General features: G+C 49.7%; 14 protein-coding genes and 1 pseudogene. 7 read left to right on the top strand and 8 right to left on the bottom strand.

The features are described 5' to 3' along the window. Window positions 1-490: 490 nt before the first annotated feature. A complete protein-coding gene (locus BUB16_RS09460; RefSeq protein ID WP_073062860.1) occupies window positions 491-1,495 on the top strand; it encodes a LacI family DNA-binding transcriptional regulator in 1,005 nt (334 codons plus the stop codon). Window positions 1,496-1,621: 126 nt separating this feature from the next. Further along, window positions 1,622-2,617, top strand: a complete 996-nt coding sequence (locus BUB16_RS09455) for a LacI family DNA-binding transcriptional regulator (protein WP_073062858.1) — start codon at window positions 1,622-1,624, stop codon at window positions 2,615-2,617. Between the two features lie 316 nt (window positions 2,618-2,933). On the opposite strand, the pseudogene BUB16_RS09450 reads toward BUB16_RS09455, so the two are convergent. The 5 genes and pseudogenes from BUB16_RS09450 to BUB16_RS09430 form a co-directional block, all read right to left on the bottom strand. Beyond that, window positions 2,934-3,857 (bottom strand): annotated as a pseudogene (locus tag BUB16_RS09450) (glycoside hydrolase family 3 N-terminal domain-containing protein); the annotation flags it as partial. Between the two features lie 267 nt (window positions 3,858-4,124). Beyond that, window positions 4,125-5,504 (bottom strand): glucoamylase family protein, encoded by a 1,380-nt coding sequence (locus BUB16_RS09445; RefSeq protein WP_073062853.1) that lies wholly within the window; start codon window positions 5,502-5,504, stop codon window positions 4,125-4,127. A 41-nt stretch (window positions 5,505-5,545) separates the two neighbouring features. Beyond that, entirely contained in the window at window positions 5,546-7,138 is a 1,593-nt protein-coding gene (locus BUB16_RS09440) for a sulfatase family protein (RefSeq protein ID WP_073062851.1), read from the bottom strand. A gap of 115 nt (window positions 7,139-7,253) precedes the next feature. Then, window positions 7,254-8,762 carry a RagB/SusD family nutrient uptake outer membrane protein gene (locus BUB16_RS09435; protein ID WP_073062849.1) on the bottom strand — a complete coding sequence of 503 codons (1,509 nt, stop codon included), beginning with the start codon at window positions 8,760-8,762 and terminating at the stop codon, window positions 7,254-7,256. An 18-nt stretch (window positions 8,763-8,780) separates the two neighbouring features. Beyond that, window positions 8,781-11,819 (bottom strand): SusC/RagA family TonB-linked outer membrane protein, encoded by a 3,039-nt coding sequence (locus BUB16_RS09430; RefSeq protein WP_073062847.1) that lies wholly within the window; start codon window positions 11,817-11,819, stop codon window positions 8,781-8,783. Window positions 11,820-12,172: 353 nt separating this feature from the next. Between BUB16_RS09430 and BUB16_RS09425 the strand changes: the two genes are divergently transcribed. The 3 genes from BUB16_RS09425 to BUB16_RS09415 all read left to right on the top strand — a co-directional run bounded on the left by BUB16_RS09425 (window position 12,173) and on the right by BUB16_RS09415 (window position 16,434). Further along, the gene (locus BUB16_RS09425; RefSeq protein WP_073062845.1) at window positions 12,173-13,174 is read left to right on the top strand and encodes a LacI family DNA-binding transcriptional regulator; all 1,002 of its coding nucleotides are present in this window, start codon (window positions 12,173-12,175) and stop codon (window positions 13,172-13,174) included. 396 nt (window positions 13,175-13,570) lie between these two features. Next, on the top strand, window positions 13,571-15,157 hold the full coding sequence (locus BUB16_RS09420; RefSeq protein ID WP_073062835.1) for a sodium:solute symporter: 1,587 nt from the start codon (window positions 13,571-13,573) through the stop codon (window positions 15,155-15,157). A 401-nt stretch (window positions 15,158-15,558) separates the two neighbouring features. Beyond that, a complete protein-coding gene (locus tag BUB16_RS09415) occupies window positions 15,559-16,434 on the top strand; it encodes an endonuclease/exonuclease/phosphatase family protein (protein ID WP_073062832.1) in 876 nt (291 codons plus the stop codon). 2 nt (window positions 16,435-16,436) lie between these two features. Here the strand turns inward: BUB16_RS09415 and BUB16_RS09410 are convergent, their stop codons facing one another. Then, entirely contained in the window at window positions 16,437-17,333 is an 897-nt protein-coding gene (locus BUB16_RS09410; protein ID WP_073062830.1) for a Rossmann-like and DUF2520 domain-containing protein, read from the bottom strand. Window positions 17,334-17,484: 151 nt separating this feature from the next. Further along, on the bottom strand, window positions 17,485-18,138 hold the full coding sequence (locus tag BUB16_RS09405) for a 4'-phosphopantetheinyl transferase family protein (RefSeq protein ID WP_139240253.1): 654 nt from the start codon (window positions 18,136-18,138) through the stop codon (window positions 17,485-17,487). Between the two features lie 539 nt (window positions 18,139-18,677). Here BUB16_RS09405 and lysS point away from each other — a divergent pair. Together lysS and BUB16_RS09395 are read left to right on the top strand one after the other, a co-directional pair. Next, window positions 18,678-20,213, top strand: a complete 1,536-nt coding sequence (gene lysS, locus BUB16_RS09400) for a lysine--tRNA ligase (RefSeq protein WP_073062823.1) — start codon at window positions 18,678-18,680, stop codon at window positions 20,211-20,213. An 89-nt stretch (window positions 20,214-20,302) separates the two neighbouring features. Then, the gene (locus tag BUB16_RS09395; protein ID WP_073062820.1) at window positions 20,303-21,529 is read left to right on the top strand and encodes an ABC transporter permease; all 1,227 of its coding nucleotides are present in this window, start codon (window positions 20,303-20,305) and stop codon (window positions 21,527-21,529) included. A gap of 112 nt (window positions 21,530-21,641) precedes the next feature. Here the strand turns inward: BUB16_RS09395 and BUB16_RS09390 are convergent, their stop codons facing one another. Then, entirely contained in the window at window positions 21,642-22,637 is a 996-nt protein-coding gene (locus BUB16_RS09390) for an aldo/keto reductase (protein ID WP_073062796.1), read from the bottom strand. Between the last annotated feature and the right edge of the window lie 172 nt (window positions 22,638-22,809).

Here is a 22,809-nt window from a genome sequence, read left to right as displayed (position 1 = left end):
GCATCCTCATATACTGTTATTATATGCTGTGGTTATAAATGCACTCAGGGGTTGATATTGACTAAAAGTTCTGGTTTATCAAAACCTTCTAAAATATATAGTCCCACAGCCTGATCTTTTGTTAAAAAAAATTTAATGAAGCGACAGATATTCTCAAATAAAGTAAAATATCACAGAAATGCTACAATCCCTTTTCATCCGCCATCCCTTCCCGGAAAAAAGAATTCCAGTCGTATTCCTTTCAAAGACTTCGAAAAACCAGGGATTTTGTTTAAGGTCAGTTTTATAAATTTTTCTTTCTTTTTTTTATAATAATGTCTTTTTTCAATCGTAGAATAGTACTACAAAGATCTGACGGGCATTAAAATAAATATAAACTATTTCTTATATTCGGGTGCGTAAATTTTTTGCACGCATTGTACAAATAACGTTTGGCTAATCACGGTCGTCTTATCAAGATGATTGAAAACTCTGAAAAAACAACTTAGGCTTGAAAGTAACACTCAAAGATATTGCTGAGGATACGGGGTACTCGATATCCACGGTATCGCGCGTTCTAAATGGATCGGACAAGATAAGCAGCAAAACAACCCGCAAGATATACCAAAGTGCTCAGCGATTAAACTATCCTATTTTAAATAGGGATAACGATACGTACGCCGACAAGGCCTTAAAAAATATATGCATTGCCACAGAATTTCGGCTGGGGGAATTTTACTCCTCCCTGTTCTTCGGATTGGACAGAGCGGCCCAAAAAAGCCGGATCCATCTGTCGATGACCAGTTTGCCTCAGACATTCACACAGTCCCTGCAAATGCTCCAAAGGCTGGTAGAGGACCATTATTATGAAGGTCTGATACTCTACGCCCCTGGATTTCGTCGAGAGCACTATCAAAAGCTGTTTAACACACTTCCAAAAAACTTTCCCATCGTATCAAACGCTCTTATTGAAAATCCTGTTCTCCCTACTGTAACGTTCGATGGTTACAGCGGCGGTTTTATGGCTGCTGAACATTTGTACGATCAAGGCTATAAAAAATGCGGTATTTTAAAAGGCCCGATGGAAAAGCCGGAAGCACGCTATCGCCTCAATGGGTTTCGCGACTACATCACGCAGACCCGTGATATGGAGTTGATCTGGACGTATGATGGAAACTTTAGTTTTAAATCGGGCCAGAAAGCTTTTGAAGCATTCCATAATACAGCAGACAGGCCGAGGGCTCTGTTTGCCAGTAATGACAATATGGGACATGCTTTTTTGGAGGAGGCAATCAGTCACCATTACCATATTCCGGATGATGTTGCCCTCATAGGCTATGATGATATGCCGATATGCAGGCGGCACCAGCCCACCATTTCCTCCATTAATACTGACTATGAGAAACTGGGTATGGTAACCATGGAGAAAATCAAAGAAGTAATCAACAATCCGGTGAAGAGGCAGGGCGTTTTAAGCCTGGTGCCGGTCACGGTCGAAGCCCGGGAATCTACTTAACAAAGCAAAAATAAATTATGGCATCCTTAAATTTAATTTAATTACATAAATAATTAAATTTTATTTATTTTATCATGCATATTTAAATCAAATAATAATTTATTAACATATAACCCTTTTTACGCTTTGAAAGTTACACTAAAAGATATTGCCGACGATACCGGATACTCCATTTCAACGGTTTCAAGAGTTCTGAATGGATTTGATACGAATCCGGATACCAAGAAAACCATCCTGAAAAGTGCCCGGAAGCTCAACTACCCGATCCAAAACTTTGACAAAGGGATTAGTTCCGACGAGCTGCTTAATATTCTGCTTATCGCAGGAATAGAGATCGGAGAATTCTATGCTTCCTTCTTTGACGGATTAAACAAGGCCGCCTCCCGTCAGAATGTACGGCTCAGTTTTTCCAGCCTCGAAGATCATATTCCAAAAACCAAAGATATTGCAGAAAAGATTGAAAAGGAGGATTACGACGGATTGATCATTAATGTTCCCCGATTTTCCACGCAACAGTATCAAGATCTTAAGGAAGCGCTGCCTGAGGATTTTCCGGTAGTCTCCAATGAAATCCTGGATTATCCTATCTTTGAGACGGTGGGATTCGATAATTACGGGGGTGGACAACTGGTGGGACAGCATTTTAAAGAGCAGGGCTATTCGAGCTTTGGCATCATTTACGGTCCCAGTGACAAGAATGTATCGCGTCAACGGGCCCACGGGTTTATCGACTACGTAACCTACGAGGAGGATATGGAGCTCAGCTGGGAGTTTGAAGGAGATTTCAGCTTTGAGTCCGGCATCGAGGCCTTCGATGACTTTAACAAGCTTGAGGACCCCCCGCGAGCCGTTTTTGCCGGGAATGATAATATGTGTCAGGGTTTTATGCAGCAGGCGATGGTCGAGCAACTATCTTTTCCCGATGATATCGCTATTGTGGGATTTGACGATCTGCCTATCTGCTCGCGGCATCGTCCCAAGATCTCTTCCGTACATACCCACTACGAACATCTGGGGACCGTCTCCATTCAAAAAATGAAAACCCTGTTGGGCAACGACAATCACCCGGGCCGAATGCTAAACCTTGTTCCCACAACCCTCAAGGTGCGTGAATCTTCATAATAACAGCATAATAGCATCATCATGGCTACGCGACCTGTAAACAGATAGTAGGGGGCCGGGGATAACTGTGGCCAGTGCAGAGTGTAGGTGAGAGTGAATGTGAACGCTCGGGATCTGCGGTATCACAGGAACGGATAGACCGTGCAGGTGTAAATAAAATAAAAGTGGAGGAAATGGAAGGTTTCATTTACTTTTACAGGATCTGGCAGTTCCCTGTGCCCCGGTACCTGGACCTGGCATAACGTCTGATATCTGGTAGCTGACATTTGACAGACTGATCTGATCATTGAATGATCACTTCGGCTTTTTTCACATCGTCAACATTCGCATCCATCGCCATGGCTGCCGCCGCCGCTTCATCTTTTGCGGCCCCGTGGGCAATCATTTCGGGGATGGAGGTATAATCGGTGACGACAAACCCTTCAAAGTCCCACCGGTCGCGTAAAATAGTATTGAAAAGGTATTTATTCCCGGTTGCGGGCACGCCGTTATACTCATTGAAAGCCGTCATAAAGCTGCCGACCCCGGCATCTATAGCCGCTTTGAACGGAGGCAGGTAAACTTCCCAAAGCCGTCGATCAGACATATTGACCGTATTATAGTCCCGCCCCCCTTCCGCGGCCCCATAGGCCGCGAAATGCTTGGCCGTAGCCAGAATAGTCTCGGCATCCTCCAAGTCAGTACCCTGAAACCCTTCGACCCGGGCTTCGGCAAACCGCGAGTTGAGATAAGGGTCTTCGCCGGCACTCTCGGCTATGCGTCCCCACCGGGGGTCACGGGACACATCCACCATGGGCGCGAAGGTCCAGTGCAGGCCGGTGGCGGCGGCTTCCCGGGCGGCTGCGCGGGATGTTTTTCGGGCTAACCCGGGGTCCCAGCTTGCCGCCTCACCCAACGGGATGGGAAAAATGGTTCGAAAGCCGTGAATGACATCGTAGCCAAACAACAAAGGAATGCCCAGCCGGCTGTTCTCCACCGCCACATCCTGCAATTGGCGGGTATACCCGGTGCCGTAAGCGTTGAATATAGCTCCGGTCTTCCCTTCATTAATCAGTTTCTTATAATCATCCCTGATAGTCGGACCCGTAGTCGTTAAATCGCTTGTGAATAGCGTGAGCTGGCCGATTTTTTCCTCCAGCGTCATGCGATTGAGCAAAGAATCTACTTTTAGATCAATTTCTTGCTCATCGGAAACTATATCGGTATGCTGACCTGCCCCGGGCGTGGCCAGCAACAGCATGATTAAAAGGACCTCTGCCGCAGAAATTAAATAGTGTTGTTTACGAATATTCATCTCTTTCTCACTATTTTATCTTAACCTTTATTGACCATGTTATCTTTCGTCGACCATATACAGAGACGATATACAGAACCACTTCATATGTTTCCTTGCCGGCTCTCATAAAAAAGCGCAAAGGAAATTTTGTGAAACAGACCGTTCTAACTCTTTCTATTCACCTCTGAAGGAGGCGATTTAGCCGGTAATTCTCGTCTGTCCTCCATCCCATCACTCCAGATGGGGACTCTGAAAATCCAGCTTTTTCAGTCCCTCCTGTACTTCCGGGCTCGACATGAACAACTCCCACAGCAGTCCGGTGCGGTGGTTTTCAATCATCACCACAATAGGTCCCTGGTCGATGGCCAGGTATTTTTGGGGAAACCAGTCATCTTCCAGGCTAAAGGCATCATAGAATCCATAGGGACCTAAGATTTTGCCGCTCAGATTAGAGTAGAAATTCTGCAGCACATCCATCGAGTATTCCGGGGTGTAGGGAAAGGAGGAAAGAGCTGCCGTCGGGGAAATGACTCCCAGATCTTCCTCCCCGGGGCGATGTGCCGCGTATCCGTTGACCGAGTAACTGGCGGTAAGTCCCCATAAATCCTCCCCGTATCCCTCGTAATTATGGGGATTTTCAACGGCCCACTGCCTGTTGATAAGCGTATGATTCCTGTTTTCCTGCCAATAGTCGGCATACCGGTCTTTGAGTCCCCGGGGATCGAGTCCCAGGTACGAATAGTGCGCCCAGAACAAGGGTCCCCCATACCGGGGCGCCCCGTTGTGAGAAAGCTGCAGCTCATATCCGTAGGTTGTGACATCGGCCGTTATATTTCCGTTGCGCGCCCAGCCCTCGTGATACGCATCCGCTGAAATCGTATGTGTGGGGGACGAGGTGGCCAGCACATAGGTTATCAGGGTTTCATTATATCCCTCGAGAGGAAAATTCATCTCCCAGCCGTAATCGGGAGACCAGTGCCAGTACAACACATCCTCGCCCCCTTTGGTATACCAGTCCCACTCCACCTGCCGCCAGAGCGTATCCATTTGGGCGGCCAGAAATACTTCTTCCTGGCCGCCGTCCCGCCGCAAGTATTGCCGCGCTGTAAGGAGTCCCTGAACCAGAAATGACGTTTCCACCAGATCTCCGCCGTCATCCTGCGTTCCGAAAGGTTTTACCTCGCCTGTTTCCCCGTTTAACCAGTGGGGCCACGCGCCGTGAAAACGGTCGGCCTCCTTCAGGAACTTCACGATCCGCTCCAGCCGGTCAACCCCCTTCTGGTCCGTGATAAAATTGCGCTCCATGCCCACGATAATAGCCATAATGCCAAAGCCGGACCCGCCCGAGGTAACGATATGCTTATCATTTTGCGGATAGTTGCCGTTCATATGAAAACGCTCGCGCGCCATCCCGGAATTGGGTTCGGCGCCATCCCAGAAATACTGGAAGGTTCGCTCCTGGGTAAGCGTCAAAAGCGAATCTTCTGAAATTTGCGTGGCCGCGCCTTCCGGGGCCTGTTTGGCCGGGGACGTGGGTTCGGGGGACCGGCAGCCGATGGTGGCAACCGATGCGAAAACGGCAAGTGCTGCAATGCGAAGTAATTTTTTCATGACTCAGGTTAAGTTGGAATTAACGGATGTACGAATAATATTCACAGCTTCTGATCTTGTCCGGCTGTAACATAGGGCGGTTGAAAATGCTCCGCGGGCACCTCATAATAATTTCTCAGCCGATCCAGTTCCTCTTTGAGTTCTTTAATCGTCTCCTCATATTCCTGGTCACCATACTGATTCTCCACTTCACGGGGATCCTTTTCCAAATCGTAGAATTCCCACACGTCATCCGTATAAAAATGGATCAGCTTGTAGCGGCCGGTTCGCACGCCGTCATGCCGCGGAACGCCGTGCAGTCCGTGATCATAATAGTGGTAATAGATACTTTGCCGCCAGTCGTCGGGAGTCTCTCCTTCCAGCAGCGGTGCGAATGATCGTCCCTGCATGTCATCGGATATCTTAGTGTCGGCAAGATCCAGGAAAGTGGGAGCAAAATCGATGTTCTGTACCATGGCGTCAATGCTGCTGCCGGGCTTAATATGGCCGGGCCATCGCATCAAAAGGGGCATCGTCAGTGATTCCTCGTACATAAACCGTTTCTCCGCCCAACCGTGCTCACCCGTGAAGAATCCCTGGTCGGAGGTGAAAACCACCACGGTATTATCCCGGATCTCCGGGTGCTCTTCGAGCCAGTCCAGTAACCTGCCTACATTTTCATCCACGCCGTCGATAAGGCGCAGGTAATCCTTAATGAACAGCTGATATTCGAATTTACGGAGCTCTTTTCCGTTCGTTTTCGTCCGTTCCCGGTACCTCTCCGCCTCAGGATCCTTGTATCGGTGCCATCGCCTGAGCTGCTCCTGGGTCATCCGGTCATAATAGATATTTTCGCAAGGATCATGTTCCTCCAGCGGGGGCAGCGGGTTGTAATGGATGTTCATATTCGCCTTTTCGGCATAGGGCTCCCGGGTATCATAGTCGTCAAACAGGGTCGGGGGTTCGGGGATGGTGACATGTTGATACCGGTCGAGAAAGCGGAACTCCGGCATGCGGGGCACGTGAGGAGCTTTGTACTGGACAAAGAGCATAAAGGGATCCTGCTGGCGACCGGTGTGGCCTGTAAGCCACAGGAGGGCTTTACCGGTTACCAGGTCGGTGGAGTGTCCCTGTACCGCTTTGCTCGTATCAGCGTCACCGGTGACAAATTCAGGGTTATAATAAAAGCCCTGTTTCCCCGCTCCCGTAAGCCGGTCTGAATAATCAAACTCGTCGCCCGGTGGGTTGTTCATATGCCATTTGCCGATCAGGGCCGTGGTATAACCCGCATCCTGCAGCAGTCGCGGCAGATTAGCCTGACGGTTATCCCAGGAAGAGGCATTGCCGACTACGCCGTTTTTGTGGCTGTGCTTGCCGGTGAGGATCGCAGCCCGGCTCGGGTTACATATGGAATTGGCCACAAAGCTGTTCCGGAAGACCGCTCCTTCTTCAGCCAGTCGGTCGATATTGGGCGTGCTGTTTATAGCTCCCTCGTAGGCGCTGACCGTGCGGGTCGCCTGATCGTCCGTCATGATAAAGATAATATTCGGCCGTTTGCCTTCGCCTGTATTCTCGGTTTCTTCCGACTTTTGGGAACAGGAAAAAAGGAGGACAGAAGCCAGGAGAATAATAAATATAGTCTTAGCAGTTGACAAACCAGTAACCGGGATTTTAATTCATAATATTCGGTATTGCCCCAATTATCCCATCTCCTGCCGGCATTGGGATCAGAACATGCAAAAAATATAAATGCAGAGCTCCATCTTTCTCCTACCACCCCGGATTCTGTTCCAACTGTCCCCCTGAAAAGTCGATTTCACTTTGGGGAATAGGAAACAGTGTATGCTTATTGGGATCAAAATCGGTTTTCCCCAGGGCATCAAATAATTCCTTGGCATACCCCGGCTCTACCTTGTTATAGCGCATGATATCATAATAACGGTAGCCTTCCAGGGCCAGCTCATACCGGCGTTCCTGCCATATTTCATGACGCAGCTCTTCTCGGCTGGTCGTCGTAATCTCCGGTAATACCGACGGCTCGCCTTCTCTTGCACGGGCTCGTATCATTTCAAGGTACATTAAAGCCTCTCCCGTATTACCCAACTCATTATGAGCTTCTGCAGCCATGAGCAGCACATCGGCATAACGCATAACCACCATATTGACCGGTGAATTTGACGGGTAGCCGACGGGCCACGGTTTGGGAAGCAGCGTTTTTTGATTCGCCCGCGGATCGGCGCCCTCGGCAAATTCCGGAACCTCATCCGGTGTTCCGGGCCAGGCTTCTCCTTCGAAAAATATGGTGTAATCTCTTCTTGGGTCGCCATCTTCATAGGCATTCGCCAGATCTTCGGAGGGAGAAAAGAAGCCCCATCCTATATTCCCTCTGACTCCCTGCCATTTGTTCCATTCGTTTGATATATCCTGTTCATCTCGTGTTATAAACTGGACTTCAAAAATAGACTCCGCACCATTTTGGTGCTCAACGCTCCAGTTCTGGTCATAAGTGTCCAGCAAATTATATTCACCGGAATCAATTACATCCATGGCATAGCTCAGCGCGTTTTCATAATCCTGCCGGAAAAGATATACCTGGGCAAGCATGGTCCTGGCCGCTCCCTTTGTCGCTCTTCCCCGTTCCGAAGAAGCATATTCACTTTTAAGTGGCAGATCCTCGACCGCGCTCTCCAGGTCGGTTACAATTAACTGGTAAACCTCCTCTTCCGATGCTCTCGGCTTTACCTGTGCCGCTTCTTCCGGGTCTCCGGGTACTTCCTCATAGAGGGGTACCCCGCCCCATCCTCTCACCAGATTAAAGTAGGCAACCGCTCTTAAAAACTTAGCCTCCCCGATATATCGTGACTGGAGTCCGCCATCCATCTCAACATCCGGGGCATTGTTGATGACCATATTGGCGCGTGCAATCAACGTGTAATTACTGTCATAATAAGAACCCAAATCACCCTGACTGGTCAGGTACGTAAAGTTATTGACTTGTTCCATCCGGGGCACACTGCCATCTGCGGGGGTACTGCCGGGATTCGTATCATCAGATCCCACTTCTTTAGCGACAAACCGGCCAAATCCGCTTAACCCAAAACTCCTGGTCTGGGCATAGGCCCCGTTGAGAAGTTTATGAATCCCCTCCTCTGTAGTATACAGCGTAGAACTGGAGGGTTCTCCCAAAGGCTCTTTGTTTAAATTCACAACCCCGTCGTCGCAGGCAGTCCCTGCAAGTACAAAGATGCTTAACAAGGTAACGTTTATGAATTTCTTCATGGCTGCTCAATCTTAAATTTAGAAAGTTATGGAAGTTCCAAGCTGGAAAAAACTCGACACCGGGTAGATGTTGTTATCAATGCCTGCATTTAAGGCACTATTGTTGTTCACATTGGCATTGTTCGGATCATCAACGCTGCCGGGCGACCTGACACTACCCGGGATTTCCGGAGTAAGCCCTTCATACTTTGTAAAGTAATGGAGATTATTACCGCTGATATACACATTTGCGGATGATACCGGCAAGGCCTCCAGCGTGGATGCCGGGAGGGTATACTGCAATCGCACATTTTGGATTTTAACAAAGGATCCGTCGTGTACCCACCGTGAAGAAACTTCATAGTTCCAATCCCCGCCGAAAGTAATTCGCGGGACCTCATCACTTGTACCGGGACCCGTCCAGCGATCCAGCCACTCTTTCGAAAAGTTGTCGTCGCCGGAATACCGCACATTATTGTTACCGTCGTAAATCTCGCTTCCAAAGGAACCGTACATATCAACCGATAACTCGAATGCTTTGTAGCCCACGGTTATATTCAGGCCTCCCGTATAATCCGGAATCGGAGAACCGATCTTCGTCCGGTCCTCACTGCTGATCGTACCATCGCCGTTGATGTCGGCCATTCTCAGGTCCCCGGGGGCAACATTAGACTGGGTGGGGGCATTGTCGATCTCCTGTTGCGTATCAAACGGGCCGAGGGACTTATAGCCGTAGAAGAATCCGATTGGCTGACCTACGCGGGCGCGACTCACGTTTTTACCCGCTCCGATATTTCCGCCGATCAGTTCATCCCTGGTACCGAGATCCACCACCTTATTATTTATTGTAGATGCTCTTAATCCGATGTTATAATAAAAGTCACTTTGTGATCCGCTAAGGTCGAGGCTAAACTCAATACCTGAATTCTCTACGGACCCGACATTTCCCTCGGTGGCATTCAACCCAACGGAGCCCGGCACTCCCACCTCCACCAACATATCCTTGGTGGTACGTTTATACCAGTCCACTTCTCCCTCAATTTTGTCTTCAAAAAGTGCGAACTGCAATCCGATGTCTGTTTGTTCACTCTTTTCCCATGTCACATTCTGATTGACCAGGTTCGTAATCGTTGCTCCCCGGTCGATACTATTCCCCCAGATGCCGGCGTAGCCGATACCGGTAGCTGCGGTAGCGTAGTACCGGTAATCCCCGATCTTTTGGTTGCCAATTTGTCCCCAACTGCCCCGGATTTTAAGATCGGAGAGCCAGCCCGCTTCATCCATAAAAGGCTCTTCGATAATCCGCCAGCCGAGGGCAAAGGACGGGAAGGTTCCCCACCGCTCATCTTCCGGAAATTTTGAAGAACCGTCAATGCGCAGAGTCCCCGTAAACAGATACCTATCCATCAGGGTATAATTAACCCGTCCCAGGTAAGAAACAATACTGCTGGAGCTGGCAATATTTGAATTCCCAAGTCCCTCGGTCGCTCCCGCATCCAGATACCAGAGATCTCTGTCATCGGAGAAAATATTATTACGCTCTCCCCCCAACTGCTCAAAATTGTTTTCCTGGGCCGTAATCCCGACCACCGCGTCAATCTTGTGCATATCTACCGTCTGGTTATAGGTAAGAGTATTCTCCCACAGCCAATTCTGGGTCTTGGCCCACCTTTTTGAGAGGCTGCTTTCCTGGTTTCTCTGGTTTTCGTCCACAAAAAATACGGGATCAAAGTTCGTATTCTCGGCGTGACTCATATCAACGCCCAGGCTGGACTTAAACTGAAAATTTTCCAGAAAACTGACTTCAGCAAACGCATTTCCCACCAAAGCCCTGGATTTTGTAAAGTTATGATGATAGTCAAGAGCTGCGATAACATTCCCGTTAGAACCGATGCCGGTAGACGCATACGAGCCATCGGGATTCCGTACCGGTACGGTAGAAGGAATTCTATACGTCCAGCCGAAGGCCTCTCCCAATCGATTGTCTTTATCCGACCAGTTGCCTGACAGGTTATGGCCGATCGTAACATTATCGCTCAGATGATACCGGTTATTCACGCGAACCGAATACCTTTTGTAGCCACTTTTATCAACAGTCCCGTTTTGGTTGTCATATCCTAAACTGACGTAATAGCTGTTTCGGTCTGTTCCCTGGCTGAATGAAATGTTGTACTTCCGCACGGAAGCGGGATCCATTACCTCGTCAAACCAGTCGGTGGAGCTGTCGATCTGACTGAGATCATACCTCGATTCCTCTCCAATGTTTTCGAGCCCCTCATTAATAAGCGTGGCATATTGCCGGGCATTGACCATACTATAGGAAGTAGGCACTTCCACCCCTTCAGACATGGTAAAATTAAAAACCGGTTCCTCACTGGTCCCCTGTTTGGTCGTAATCAATACTACCCCATTGGCTCCCCTTGAACCGTAGATCGCCGTTGCGGAAGCGTCTTTCAACACCTCCATGGATTCAATGTCGTTATTGTTTAAATGCGAAATATCATTGACAAATACCCCGTCAACGACGAACAAGGGGGAACTGTCGCCCGTCGTACCAATCCCTCTGATATTTATGGAGGGGGACGATCCCGGTTCCCCGGAGGATACGACCTGTACGCCCGAAGCCGTACCCTGCAGTGCCTGGGCGGGATTAGAAACGGCGGGAGCCGTAAGGGCGTCGCCCCTGACGCTCGAGACCGACCCGGTCAGGTCGCTTCGCTGCTGTGTCCCATAGCCAATGACCACCAGTTCCTCTCCCGATTCGAGCGTTGCCGGAGTCATGGCCACATCGATTTGGTTGCGACCCTGTATCGGTATTTCCTGCGTTTCAAAACCGATAAAAGAAAACACCAGGGTATCCGTTTCACTTTCCGTGGTCAGCTTATAGCTGCCCTCCGCACCGGTGGATGTACCTCGCGTGGTGCCCTTTATCTGGATATTAACGCCAGGCAGCGGCTCTCCATTCTGATCACTCACAGTTCCCTCTACGCTGTGGGCCTGGGAAAGGCTTTCCTCAGGGAACAGAAACAGGGAGCAGATGAAGGTCAGGGCAACAATAGATAGGCTTTGGTATCTCATAATTTTTCCGTCGTCGTTGATAATAATTTTATGGCTGGAACAACCAGGAACTGTTGTAAGACTAAAAATTAAATGGGAATGATGCAATTTATTATGCAATTTTATATTAATAAATATTATTTCTTGCATTTTATTGCTTTTATTTTACTATTTACCTCCATTTAAGCTTGAAATAAAAGAAAATTAATGTTAACTACTTTCATTTAATGCAATTTTATGCAAGAATACGGTACGTCAGTTGGTCGTTTATACTTCCACATTATTCCATTTGCAGGTGTGGACCCAATTTGATAGCATAGTAGCGAAATAACATTCAGCCACAGGGGTACAGTCAAAGGTTCTTATAATTTCTTATGAAAGTAACACTGAAAGACATTGCAAAGGATTCGGGCTTCTCGGAATCAACCGTTTCGCGGGTCCTTAACGGGTCCCCCAAAATCAGTGCCCGGACCCGGGACATTGTCATGGAAAGTGCGCGGCGGCTGGGATACCTGTCCCCCGGACAGCAGAACAGTGATTCTTCCGGGAAATTTCTGAATGTAGCACTGATCGCAAGTGATTTTAAGGAGGGGGAATTCTATGTCTCCTTTTTTGACGGACTCAATCAGGCCTCCAAAAGGAACAATATCAGGCTTTCTCTTATCGGTCTTGTTGATCCGGAAGAAGAGCTTCACAAGCTGCTGAAAGAAATTTCGCTTCACTATTACGATGCCGCCATTCTCTATATCCCGGAATACACCCGCAGTGAGTATGAAGAGCTTTCAAACAATATTCCCAGCGGATTACCTATCATTTCAAATGCTCTTATAGAAAACCCGGTGTTCCCCACGGTGACCTTTGATGGGTACAGCGGGGGCTATCTTGCTGCCAGACATCTTGAGGATCAGTCGTACAGCGACCTGGGACTTATACAGGGACCTTTTGAACGGGCGGAGGCACGCTACCGGAGCAACGGGTTTAAAGATTACATCCACCAGCACAATCACCTGGATCTCCGCTGGGTTCATGAAGGTGACTTTACGTTTGAATCGGGTGCCCGGGCTTATGAGGAGTATAAAAAGCTGAACCAAAAACCCCGCGCTATTTTTGCCGGTAATGACGATATGGCTAATGGATTCATGGAATCTGCCAAACAGGAAGGCATACAATTTCCCGACAATGTAGCCATAATCGGCTATGATGATTTACCGGTTTGCCGTCACAACCAGCCGACCATATCCTCCATTAAGACGGATTACGAGGCCCTGGGCATGACCACGATGAAGCTATTACGGGAACTGGTGGAAAATCCCGCTCAGAATAACAATATGCTGAGCTTTGTTTCGGTCTCCCTGCGCCACCGCCAGTCCTCATAAACCCAGGGTGGATGAATAAATATATTATTCAGATCCCCAGATATTTTCCTATCATCAATAATACCTTCACCAATAATAAGAGGGCTTTGCAAAACCGTCCTTTCGGCCAATCTCTGCATTTTTGCTCATTCAAAATCCTCACATATACATCATATGCTGCGGTTTTGAACTTGTCAGGGGTTGATATTGATCAAAATTCCTGGTTTTGCAAAGCCCTCAATAATAGAGGATAAGTAGTATGATCGCCTGCAAATAAATGGGCTCCCGGCAACGGCCGGTATGTGAGAGAAGAGAACAAACAGATTTCCCGCTTTTTCAATATCCATTTTCACAACTATGCATTAAAAGCTATCTTACCCGTTTTCTTATGACCCCTGAATCCACACACATGCGGGTATGCCTTTGGCCGGAATTGATCTGCTAATCATTACTGCCTATATACTTTTTATCTGCTGGCGCGGTATCAGCGCCCGCACGTCTTATAGCACCGCAGACGATTACTTCCTGGCCAATCGCTCCCTGAGCTGGCCCGTTATCGGGCTCTCTCTTTTTGCGACGAATATCTCTACCAGCAGCATTATCGGGCTCGGCGGAAGCGGGTATAAAACGGGCATATCCGTCTTTAATTACGAGTGGACCGGGGCCATCATGCTGGTGATCTTTGCCCTGTTCATCGCCCCCTATTATATCCGGAACCGCCTGACAACCATGCCCGAGTTCCTGGAGCGGCGTTTCGATCACCGGTCCCGCTTCTATTTTTCCGTCATTTCGATCCTCATCAACGTACTCATCGATATTGCCGGCGCCCTGTATGCAGGCAGCCTGTTTCTGAGGGGGCTCTTCCCGGATATCGACCTGTTTGTTTTTGTAGGAGTCATGGCTTTGATAGCGGGACTGTATACCGTCGTGGGGGGATTGAAGGCCGTCGTGCTCACCGACTCCGTGCAGGGCATCCTGCTGGCTGTGGGGACCGGCATTATTTCTGTTATGCTTTTCATGAAGCTGGGGAGCTGGACGGAAATCACGGCGGCGCTTCCGGATAATTTTATGAGCCTGATCCAGCCGCTCGACGACGAGCTGACCCCCTGGCCTACCCTGTTTGTCAGTATCCCTATTCTCGGTTTTTACTTTATGTGCTCCAACCAGCACATGGTCCAGCGAATCCTGGGGGCGAAATCGATCGAGGATGGAAAAAAAGGAGCTATTTTCGCCGGTTTTCTGAAGCTGCCGATCCTGTTTCTGCTGGTCCTCCCGGGCACCATGGGACTCCTGCTGTACCCGGATCTGGAAAATGCCAACTTCATCTTTCCGACGATGCTTTACGATCTCCTGCCGGCGGGACTCCTGGGAATCGTCATGACAGGGTTCATTGCCGCCCTGATGTCAAGCATAGACTCTGCTCTTACGGCCTCCGGGAGTATCGCCACCCTCGATATCTATAAAAATATAGTTCCGGCTAAAAGTGAACGCCATTTTATCCTGGTGGGCAAGATATTCATTATCCTTTTTGTAACCATCGCCTCACTGTGGGCTCCCTTTATTGAGCAGTTCCCGACGCTTTGGGAATACCTGCAGGCGGTACTCGCCTATCTTACGCCCCCCGTGGTCACCTGTTTTTTGGGGGGACTGCTGTGGAGGCGGGCTTCTGCAGAAGGGGCCTTCTACACCCTTCTGCTCGGCACTTTTTTCGCTTTCCTGATGGTCATCAATAATTATGTTTATCCGATCTGGGGAACCGTGCACTACCTTTATTCCGCCACGATGATCTTTACCTTCAGCTGCCTGGTCATGGTTGTTACCAGTGCGCTGCAACCCCGTACCCGGGCGGGGCGTGAAAAAGAGGGTGCGCTGGGAACCATCCGGGAGATGGCGGACCACGATCAACCTGCTGATGAGTACAGCGGACCCTGGTATCTTTCTTCCAAAGGATTTGCTTTCTTTGTTTGTACGGCTACCTTGATACTTGTTATTTCCTTTTGGTAATTGATATGACCACCAAGCGATAGTGTTCTTACATAACGGCATGCAAGTTTTTCTGTAACAATCACTCAGCTATAGATGGTTGATGTTTCTATTTCGGAGAATCCCAGAGGCCTTTGCATAACCCCTGATTTTTCAAAGGCCTCTCCTAATGATTCTGTGAAATAATGATAATAAATTGTTAATAACTCCGAGTTGCGATTCTTTAGAATAACAACGAACATTACGATTGCTGTGACATCAGCGAAATGCTCCTGTAGGCACGTTGAATCCCAATACGCTCACTTAACGGTACCCTCTCGCATACTTGTGTGAGGTGCCATGGTTCCAGACCACTTTACCGGTGAGAAATCCTGGCTGAACAGAAAATAAAAACACAATTATCAATATACTGATTCACTCCTATGAAAACGTTATTTCCCATCCTTCTTCTTTTGTCCTCCGTAATAGTGGTTGCAGTCATCACCCCCCAGCTGCGGGCCCAGGCGCAGCAGGAGCCGCTGGGCGTGATGACCTACAACATCCGGTATGACAACCCCGATGATGCTCCCAATACGTGGGACAACCGCAAGGAGCGCGTAACGAATCTCATGCAATTGTACGAACCAGCCTTCCTGGGAACCCAGGAAGTGCTCTTCCACCAGCTTGAGGATATTGACCGTGCGCTCACCGACTACCGGTGGATCGGCAAAGGACGGAAAGACGGCAAAAAAGGCGGTGAGTTTTCCGCTCTTTTCTATGACTCCCGGAAGGTGGAACTGGTTGCGGGTAGCGACAGTACAATCTGGCTTTCCAAAACACCTGGCCAGCCCAGCAAAGACTGGGATGCCGCCCTGCCCCGGGTCCTGACGTGGGGAGAATTTGAGGTTAAATCGAGCGGGGACCGTATTTTCGTTTTTAACACGCATTTTGATCACGTGGGGGAAACGGCCCGCACCGAAAGCGCCCGAATCATCCTCGATACCATCAAAAAAACAGCGGGTGATCGTCCCGTCGTGCTGATGGGGGATTTCAATATCGTCGATGACAGCAAGCCCTATCAAGTACTGACGTCCTCTTTCATGACGGATGCCATCCATACCTCCGATCTCCCGCATGTGGGACCGGCATTTACCGGCGGGGGATTTGAGGTGCAGATTCCCTCACGGGGACGGCGCATCGATTACGTCTTTACCAATAACGCGGTTGAAGTCCTAAAGCACGCTACCATTACTTCTTTCCGGAATGGCTATTACCCCTCGGATCATCTCCCGGTTTTTGCGGAAATAAAGGTGAAGTAAGGTCAGCCGTCATCCCTCCCCTCTGTCTCCGTAAAATGACTGCGAAGCTCATCTGCAGACGCCCGGTCCAGCCTGCCCGCCTCTTCTGCCCTGTCCGCAGTCTGTTGCCCCAGAACGGTGTACAACCCCAGCAGCCCCTGTTGATTACGCAACAGCTGGAGATGTCGGGTGACCGTTTCCACGTCACCGCGGACAATCGGTCCGCTGATGGCTTCCTTGAAGGAGGTGGACTGAACGTTCTTCAATGTTGTGCCGATCAGCGGGTAAAGGGCCTCGCGGACCTGCTTCTTATCGAGTCCGCTCAGTCCGCCGGTATCGGTTGCGGCATCCAGCAGGGTTATCAGGTAGTTGGAAGCTAACACGGCCGCAACATGCAGGTGGGATTTCTGTTCCTCCGTAACGGACAGCGTTTCGGCTCCCAGCAGATGAGCCATGCGCTCGAGCAGGGGGAAGACCGCAGCATCCCCCTGCAGGCTGAAATAGATGTCCTTAAAATCCGAGGCGCCCGAACGGGCATTAAAGGTTTGCAGGGGATGCATAGAGGTAGTCCGGGCTCCTTTCTCCTTTAGAGGGTCCAACAGAGCAGCGGATTCATTTCCCGAGCAGTGGACAAACGTTTTGCCCGATAAATCGCCGCCGAGTGCGGACAGCCGGGCCGCAACGCCCGCAATCGCCGCATCCGTCACCGTCAGGAATACCACCTCCCCCAGCTGGTCCAATTCGGACGGAAACGAGGAGGCGGTCGCTACTTTTTGCGTTACGGCAACGGTCCCGGCCCGCTGTTCATTGCGGTTAAATACGCTCTTAATCTTGATGTTATGACTCGCAAAGGCCTCCGTCAATGCAGTCCCCAGCGCCCCCAGGCCAATAACAGTTATTTCGATATCAGATATGTTCATGCTATATTATCTTTGTTGAATCCTTCCCCCGCAAAGCACAGCCGGAGATCTTGGCTCGTGGCCTCCGATAAAGCTTCCGGGCTTTCAATTTTTCCCTTTCCGTTTCCCGCAGGATGTAAGAGATGGTATTCACAGGAGATGTCTATAATAGTTACAGATAAAATGCTACGGCCAGCCAGTGTCCCCGGTATGCAAAACTACAAATTTTGGCCGTTTTGTCACGATCCGGGGCGACGACAAAATCCTCTCCCTTCCGCTGCACGCATACCTCGTTCATATTTAACCGCAACCCTTGTCCCCGAAGCTTGATATACGCCTCCTTGACCGTCCACAGGCGGATGGTCGGAATATCCAGCCCGTTTTGCCGTTCGACAGGGTGCATCATCCGTGAGCGTACCCGGTCCGAAACCTTCCGGTTCAGCGGTTCCACATCAATACCGATAGGCTCGCTCGAACTGAGTCCCCCGAATACCACCCGGTCGGTATGGGCGATGCTTACTTCGAACCGGGTTGAAGATGTTTCCGCAAAAGGGTTGCCCAATTCATTTTTACAGACTAAAAATCCTTCGCCTGTCACCCCCCACTCCCCGGCCAACTGCCTGAGCAGCCTCCGGGATGAAGCGTACTCCCGCCTGCGCTTTTCGTGTTGAAATGACTCCAGTTCCCGCCGTTCCTGCTCACCCAGCTGGTCCAACAACGCCGGCGTAAGCCGCTCAATCTCTTGCAGGGCAAAGATACTCTTAAACGGCAGGGAATCGGCTAAATCTGTAAGAATATCGTTCATATGAAGGTGGTCTGAACTCAAAAAGCTTTTCTTTTTTAATTCCACCAATACAGCTAATTATTGGAAACTTTGCAAAATTTGTGGCCTCTGTGTTTTCAAAACTACAAAATTATTGCCTTTATTCGATGAGATAAAATTCAGGTCGCTTTCTCCCATCTCTCACAACTTTTTGCCTGATATTCTTACAGGGCATTGGCCTGTAGCATGGCCCCCATAGCATCTCCATACGCAAAATAAGCAGGATATGAGAGGCCTTTGAAAAACCAGAAATTTTGTTCAAGGTCAAGGCCAGAGGGAGGTTGGAATCGCAGCGTATTGCCCATATGTGAGGATTTCAACCGACCGATAACGCCGACATTGGGGAAAAGACCGGTTTTGCAAAGCCCTCTATGAATAACAGCGAACGTTGACCCCGGTTGCCTTACCCCGGCACAGGAATAAATTTTCCGGTGACAATTGGGATATAGAAAAAACTCACAACTCTCTGGCTAATTCCCTATTTTTAGCAACTTAAAATCATATAATCAATAATACACAGAACAAAGTTTAGCCCTTTTTCCATGAGCAACACTGAGTCTTCAGTAAGTGAACAACACGAAATTCGTCTCGAAAAATTACAGGAACTTCGGGAGTTGGATGCTAATCCCTATCCCTACGAATTCGACGTCACCCATAAGAGCCAGTACATCCTGGAGCATCCTGAACTGATAAAACAGGACGAGCAGGATCCCGGCGAGGTTGAGCGCGTTTCGGTGGCGGGACGTATTATGACGCGCCGTATCATGGGCAAATCCACATTTTTTAATCTCCAGGATTCCACGGGGGAAATTCAGGTGTACATCAGGCGCAATGATGTGGGAGAAGAAAACTACAATACCATCTTCAAAAAGCTCTCCGATATCGGGGATATTGTGGGTGTCAAAGGATATGTATTCAAAACCGGTACCGGCGAAACCACCGTCTATGCCGAAGAATTCCAGTTGCTCAGCAAAACGCTCCGTCCCATTCCGGTTCCCAAGGAGGTCGAAACGGAGGATGGAGAGACCAAAGTGTATGACGCCTTTACCAATAAGGAACAGCGCTATCGCCAGCGCTACCTCGATCTGATCGTTAATCCCGAAGTGCGTGAAGTCTTTCAGCAGCGAACCGAAATGGTTCAGGCGATGCGCAACTTTATGAACGACAAGGGCTATATGGAAGTTGAAACGCCCATCCTGCAGCCTATCTACGGCGGCGCATCGGCGGAACCGTTTGTGACGCACCACAATGCTCTCGACATGAAACTGTACCTGCGCATTGCCAACGAGCTGTATCTCAAGCGATTGATCGTCGGCGGTTACGACGGTGTGTATGAATTCTCAAAGGATTTCCGGAACGAGGGACTTTCCCGTTTTCATAACCCGGAGTTTACCCAGGTTGAGCTGTATGTTGCATACAAGGACTACAACTGGATGATGGATTTTGTGGAAGCGATGGTGGAACACGTCGCCAAAGCACTTCATGGCTCCACCAAGGTAACGGCAGGCGACCATGAAATAGACTTTCAACGCCCCTGGCCACGGATTCCCATGTTCGAAGCGATTGAAAAGGAAACCGGCAAAGACCTGTACGGGAAGGATCTCGAAGCATTGAAGAAAGCTGCCGGTGATCTGAATATCGAGCTCGAGGAAAGCTTTGGAAAAGGAAAGATCATTGATGAAATTTTCGGCGAACATGTGGAACCGAAACTCATCCAGCCGACCTTCATTACCGACTACCCCATTGAAATGAGTCCCCTCGCCAAAAAACATCGCGAAAAAGAGGGATTGGTCGAGCGTTTCGAGTGTATCTGCAACGGGAAGGAAATTGCCAATGCGTTCTCCGAACTGAATGACCCGGTTGACCAGCGGGAACGTTTTGAGGAGCAGGCGCGCCTGCGTGCCGATGGGGACGAGGAAGCCATGGCCCTGGATGAGGATTTCCTGCAGGCCCTCGAATACGGGATGCCTCCCTCGGCGGGACTGGGTATCGGCATCGACCGGCTGGCGATGATTATGACGAATTCCGACTCCATTCGGGACGTCCTGTTTTTTCCCCAGATGAAACCGGAGAAATAGTTGTTGGTTATTTGTTACTGGTTGATGGGCGGCAACCCTATAAAAAAATAAGCAGGAATAACTAACTGTTAATACATAATCACGCCGCAATGAAGTTCGAATGGTATCTGGCGCTTCGGTATTTTAAAGGCAAGCGGCAAGACTCGCGGTTCCTGAGTTTTATCAAAGCGATGGCGATTACCGGGGTCGCCGTCGGTTCGGCGGGACTGCTTATCGCCCTGTCGATCGTGCATGGCTTCAAGTCTGCCATCGACAACAAGGTACTGGGGTTTGCGCCCCATGTGACCGTCACTACCTTTAGTGACCGGCCGATCCTGCGCGCAGATACGCTGCTTGCTGATCTCGCCGATTATCCGGCCATTCGGCAAGCCCAGGCGGTGGTAGAGGGACAGGCGATGGTGCAGTCTTCCGGGGAGGTTACGGGCATCCTTGTGAAAGGGGTCGACGAGGAAGGGGATGTGACCGACATTCGCCAGTATATCGACCGGGGACGCTATTTTTTGGGAGAAGACAGCACCGGCATGCCGGGCATGGTGGTGGGATCAAAACTGGCCCAGTCGCTCAATGCGGATATCAATTCGGTGCTTACCGCCTATACGGTAGAGGGACATCCCTCTCCCCTCAGTTCGCCCGAAATCAAGCAGTTCCGGCTGAGCGGCATCTATCAAACCGGCATCGGCCAGTTCGATGATATCTTTGCCCTGGTTGCACGCCCCCACGCCCAACAGCTGCTTCAGGTGCCCGGCGACCAGGCCTCGGTCATGGAGATCAAGCTCGGCAACCCCGCCGATATCCAACCACTGAAAGAACAGCTGAGCAGTGACTTGGGTTTCCCGTATTTTACCCAGAGTATCTACGAAAAGTACAGCAGCATCTTTGCCTGGGTCGACCTGCAGGAAGAAACCATCCCCTTTGTGATAAGCGTCATGATTATTGTCGCGGCTTTCAATCTCATAGGCACCGTGCTGATGATGGTCCTGGAGCGCACGCGTGATATCGGCATCCTGAAAACAATGGGAGCCAGCGACAAAAGCATCCGGTGGGTCTTTCTGCTCGAGGGACTGTTTGTGGCGGTAGTGGGACTTATTATCGGGATTGCGATCTCGCTGCTCTTTACCTGGCTGCAAACGACCTACCATATCATCCCGCTGTCCGAAGAAAACTATTACATGGCGTACGCGCCCACGGAGCCTCACGGACTCGATTTTCTTCTCGTAACGGTCGTCACGTTATTTCTGTGTTCCCTCTCCTCCTACCTGCCGGCCCGCATCGCCTCCAAGACCGATCCCCTGAAAGTGATCGCCTACGGGCGGTGATTTTTTTGTTATAAGTTAATTGTTATTGGTCATTGGGGGGCCTTTCTAATTATTACCCGAATGTAGTTAGCAGCAATATTCAACTCATAACCAGTACACAAATAATCATCAACTAATATCGTCCCCGGATATGAGGCCGTATTTCCTCGTCGTATAATTCTCGTAGCCTCCGGTGCGTTTCCGTTCCCAGCGGCTGGAGCGAGGAGGCTCCCGTATTGCTCTCTACATGCACTTTTTTGGTGGCGCCGGGGATGACGGTCGTGACCTGCGGGTGATCCAAAATCCAGCGCAGCGCCAGCTGCGGCATCGATCCCCCGGGCATAAGTCTCTCAATCTTATCAACGAGTTGTAGTCCCCTGTCGAACGGGATGCCGGAAAAGGTCTCGCCCACATTAAATGCTTCCCCGTCCGCATTAAAATTCCGGTGATCGTCCTCCGCGAACGTCGTATTTTCATCGAACTTGCCGGTGAGCATACCGCTGGCGAGGGGGACCCGCACAATGAGGGAGACGTCCCGCTCGGCCGCTTTCTCAAAAAATTTATCGGCCAGGTGCTGCCGAAACAAGTTGAAAATGATCTGAAGCGAGCTGAGGCCTTCCTGCTCCAGGCATATAAGCGCCTCTTCCGTCGTCTCGACACTGGCTCCCCAGTGTTTAATCAGTCCCTCTTCCTGTATTTTTCGAAAGTGATCGAAGACGGCTCCCTTTTCGAGCTCTTCCTTTGGGATACAGTGAAACTGATCCAAAAACAGCTGTGACAGGCCCAGGTTTTCAAGTGAGCTCACGACATGCTCTCGCATCACCTCGTACGTAAAATTCTGGGGCCAGCCATAGCCGTCGTCCTGGCGGCGTCCGAGCTTGGTCGCCACGTATATCTCGCGGTCGGTATCCATATCCACCTGTTTCAAAAAGGCTCCGATGGTCCGCTCACTGATCCCCATCCCGTAAATGTCGGCGGTATCAATAAAATTCCCGTCCCGGTCGACATACGCCTGCAGTATGGACAGCGCCTCTTCCTCACTCACTTCGCCCCATTCACTGCTTCCCAATTGCCAGGTACCGAGTCCGACTTCCGCTATGGACGCTTCTTCAAAAGATCTGTAATTCATGAAGTGCCAGCTGATTTGTTTACCGTTTTAAATGTATGGAAATATAAGCAAACAAACGGTCTTATCCATTGAAGATCATGTATCCATCCCAACTGTCTGAGAGGCCCGGTCGGCGCAGTGAGGATTTTTGGGTTTCAGGTTGACTGCTAAGGCATTTTCACCGGCTACGATA

It is taken from the genome of Fodinibius roseus (assembly GCF_900129315.1).
Classification (GTDB): Bacteria; Bacteroidota; Rhodothermia; order Balneolales; family Balneolaceae; genus Fodinibius; species Fodinibius roseus.
The sequence above is the reverse complement of the archived record's forward strand: the minus strand, read 5'-3'. Positions and strand labels throughout refer to the sequence as shown.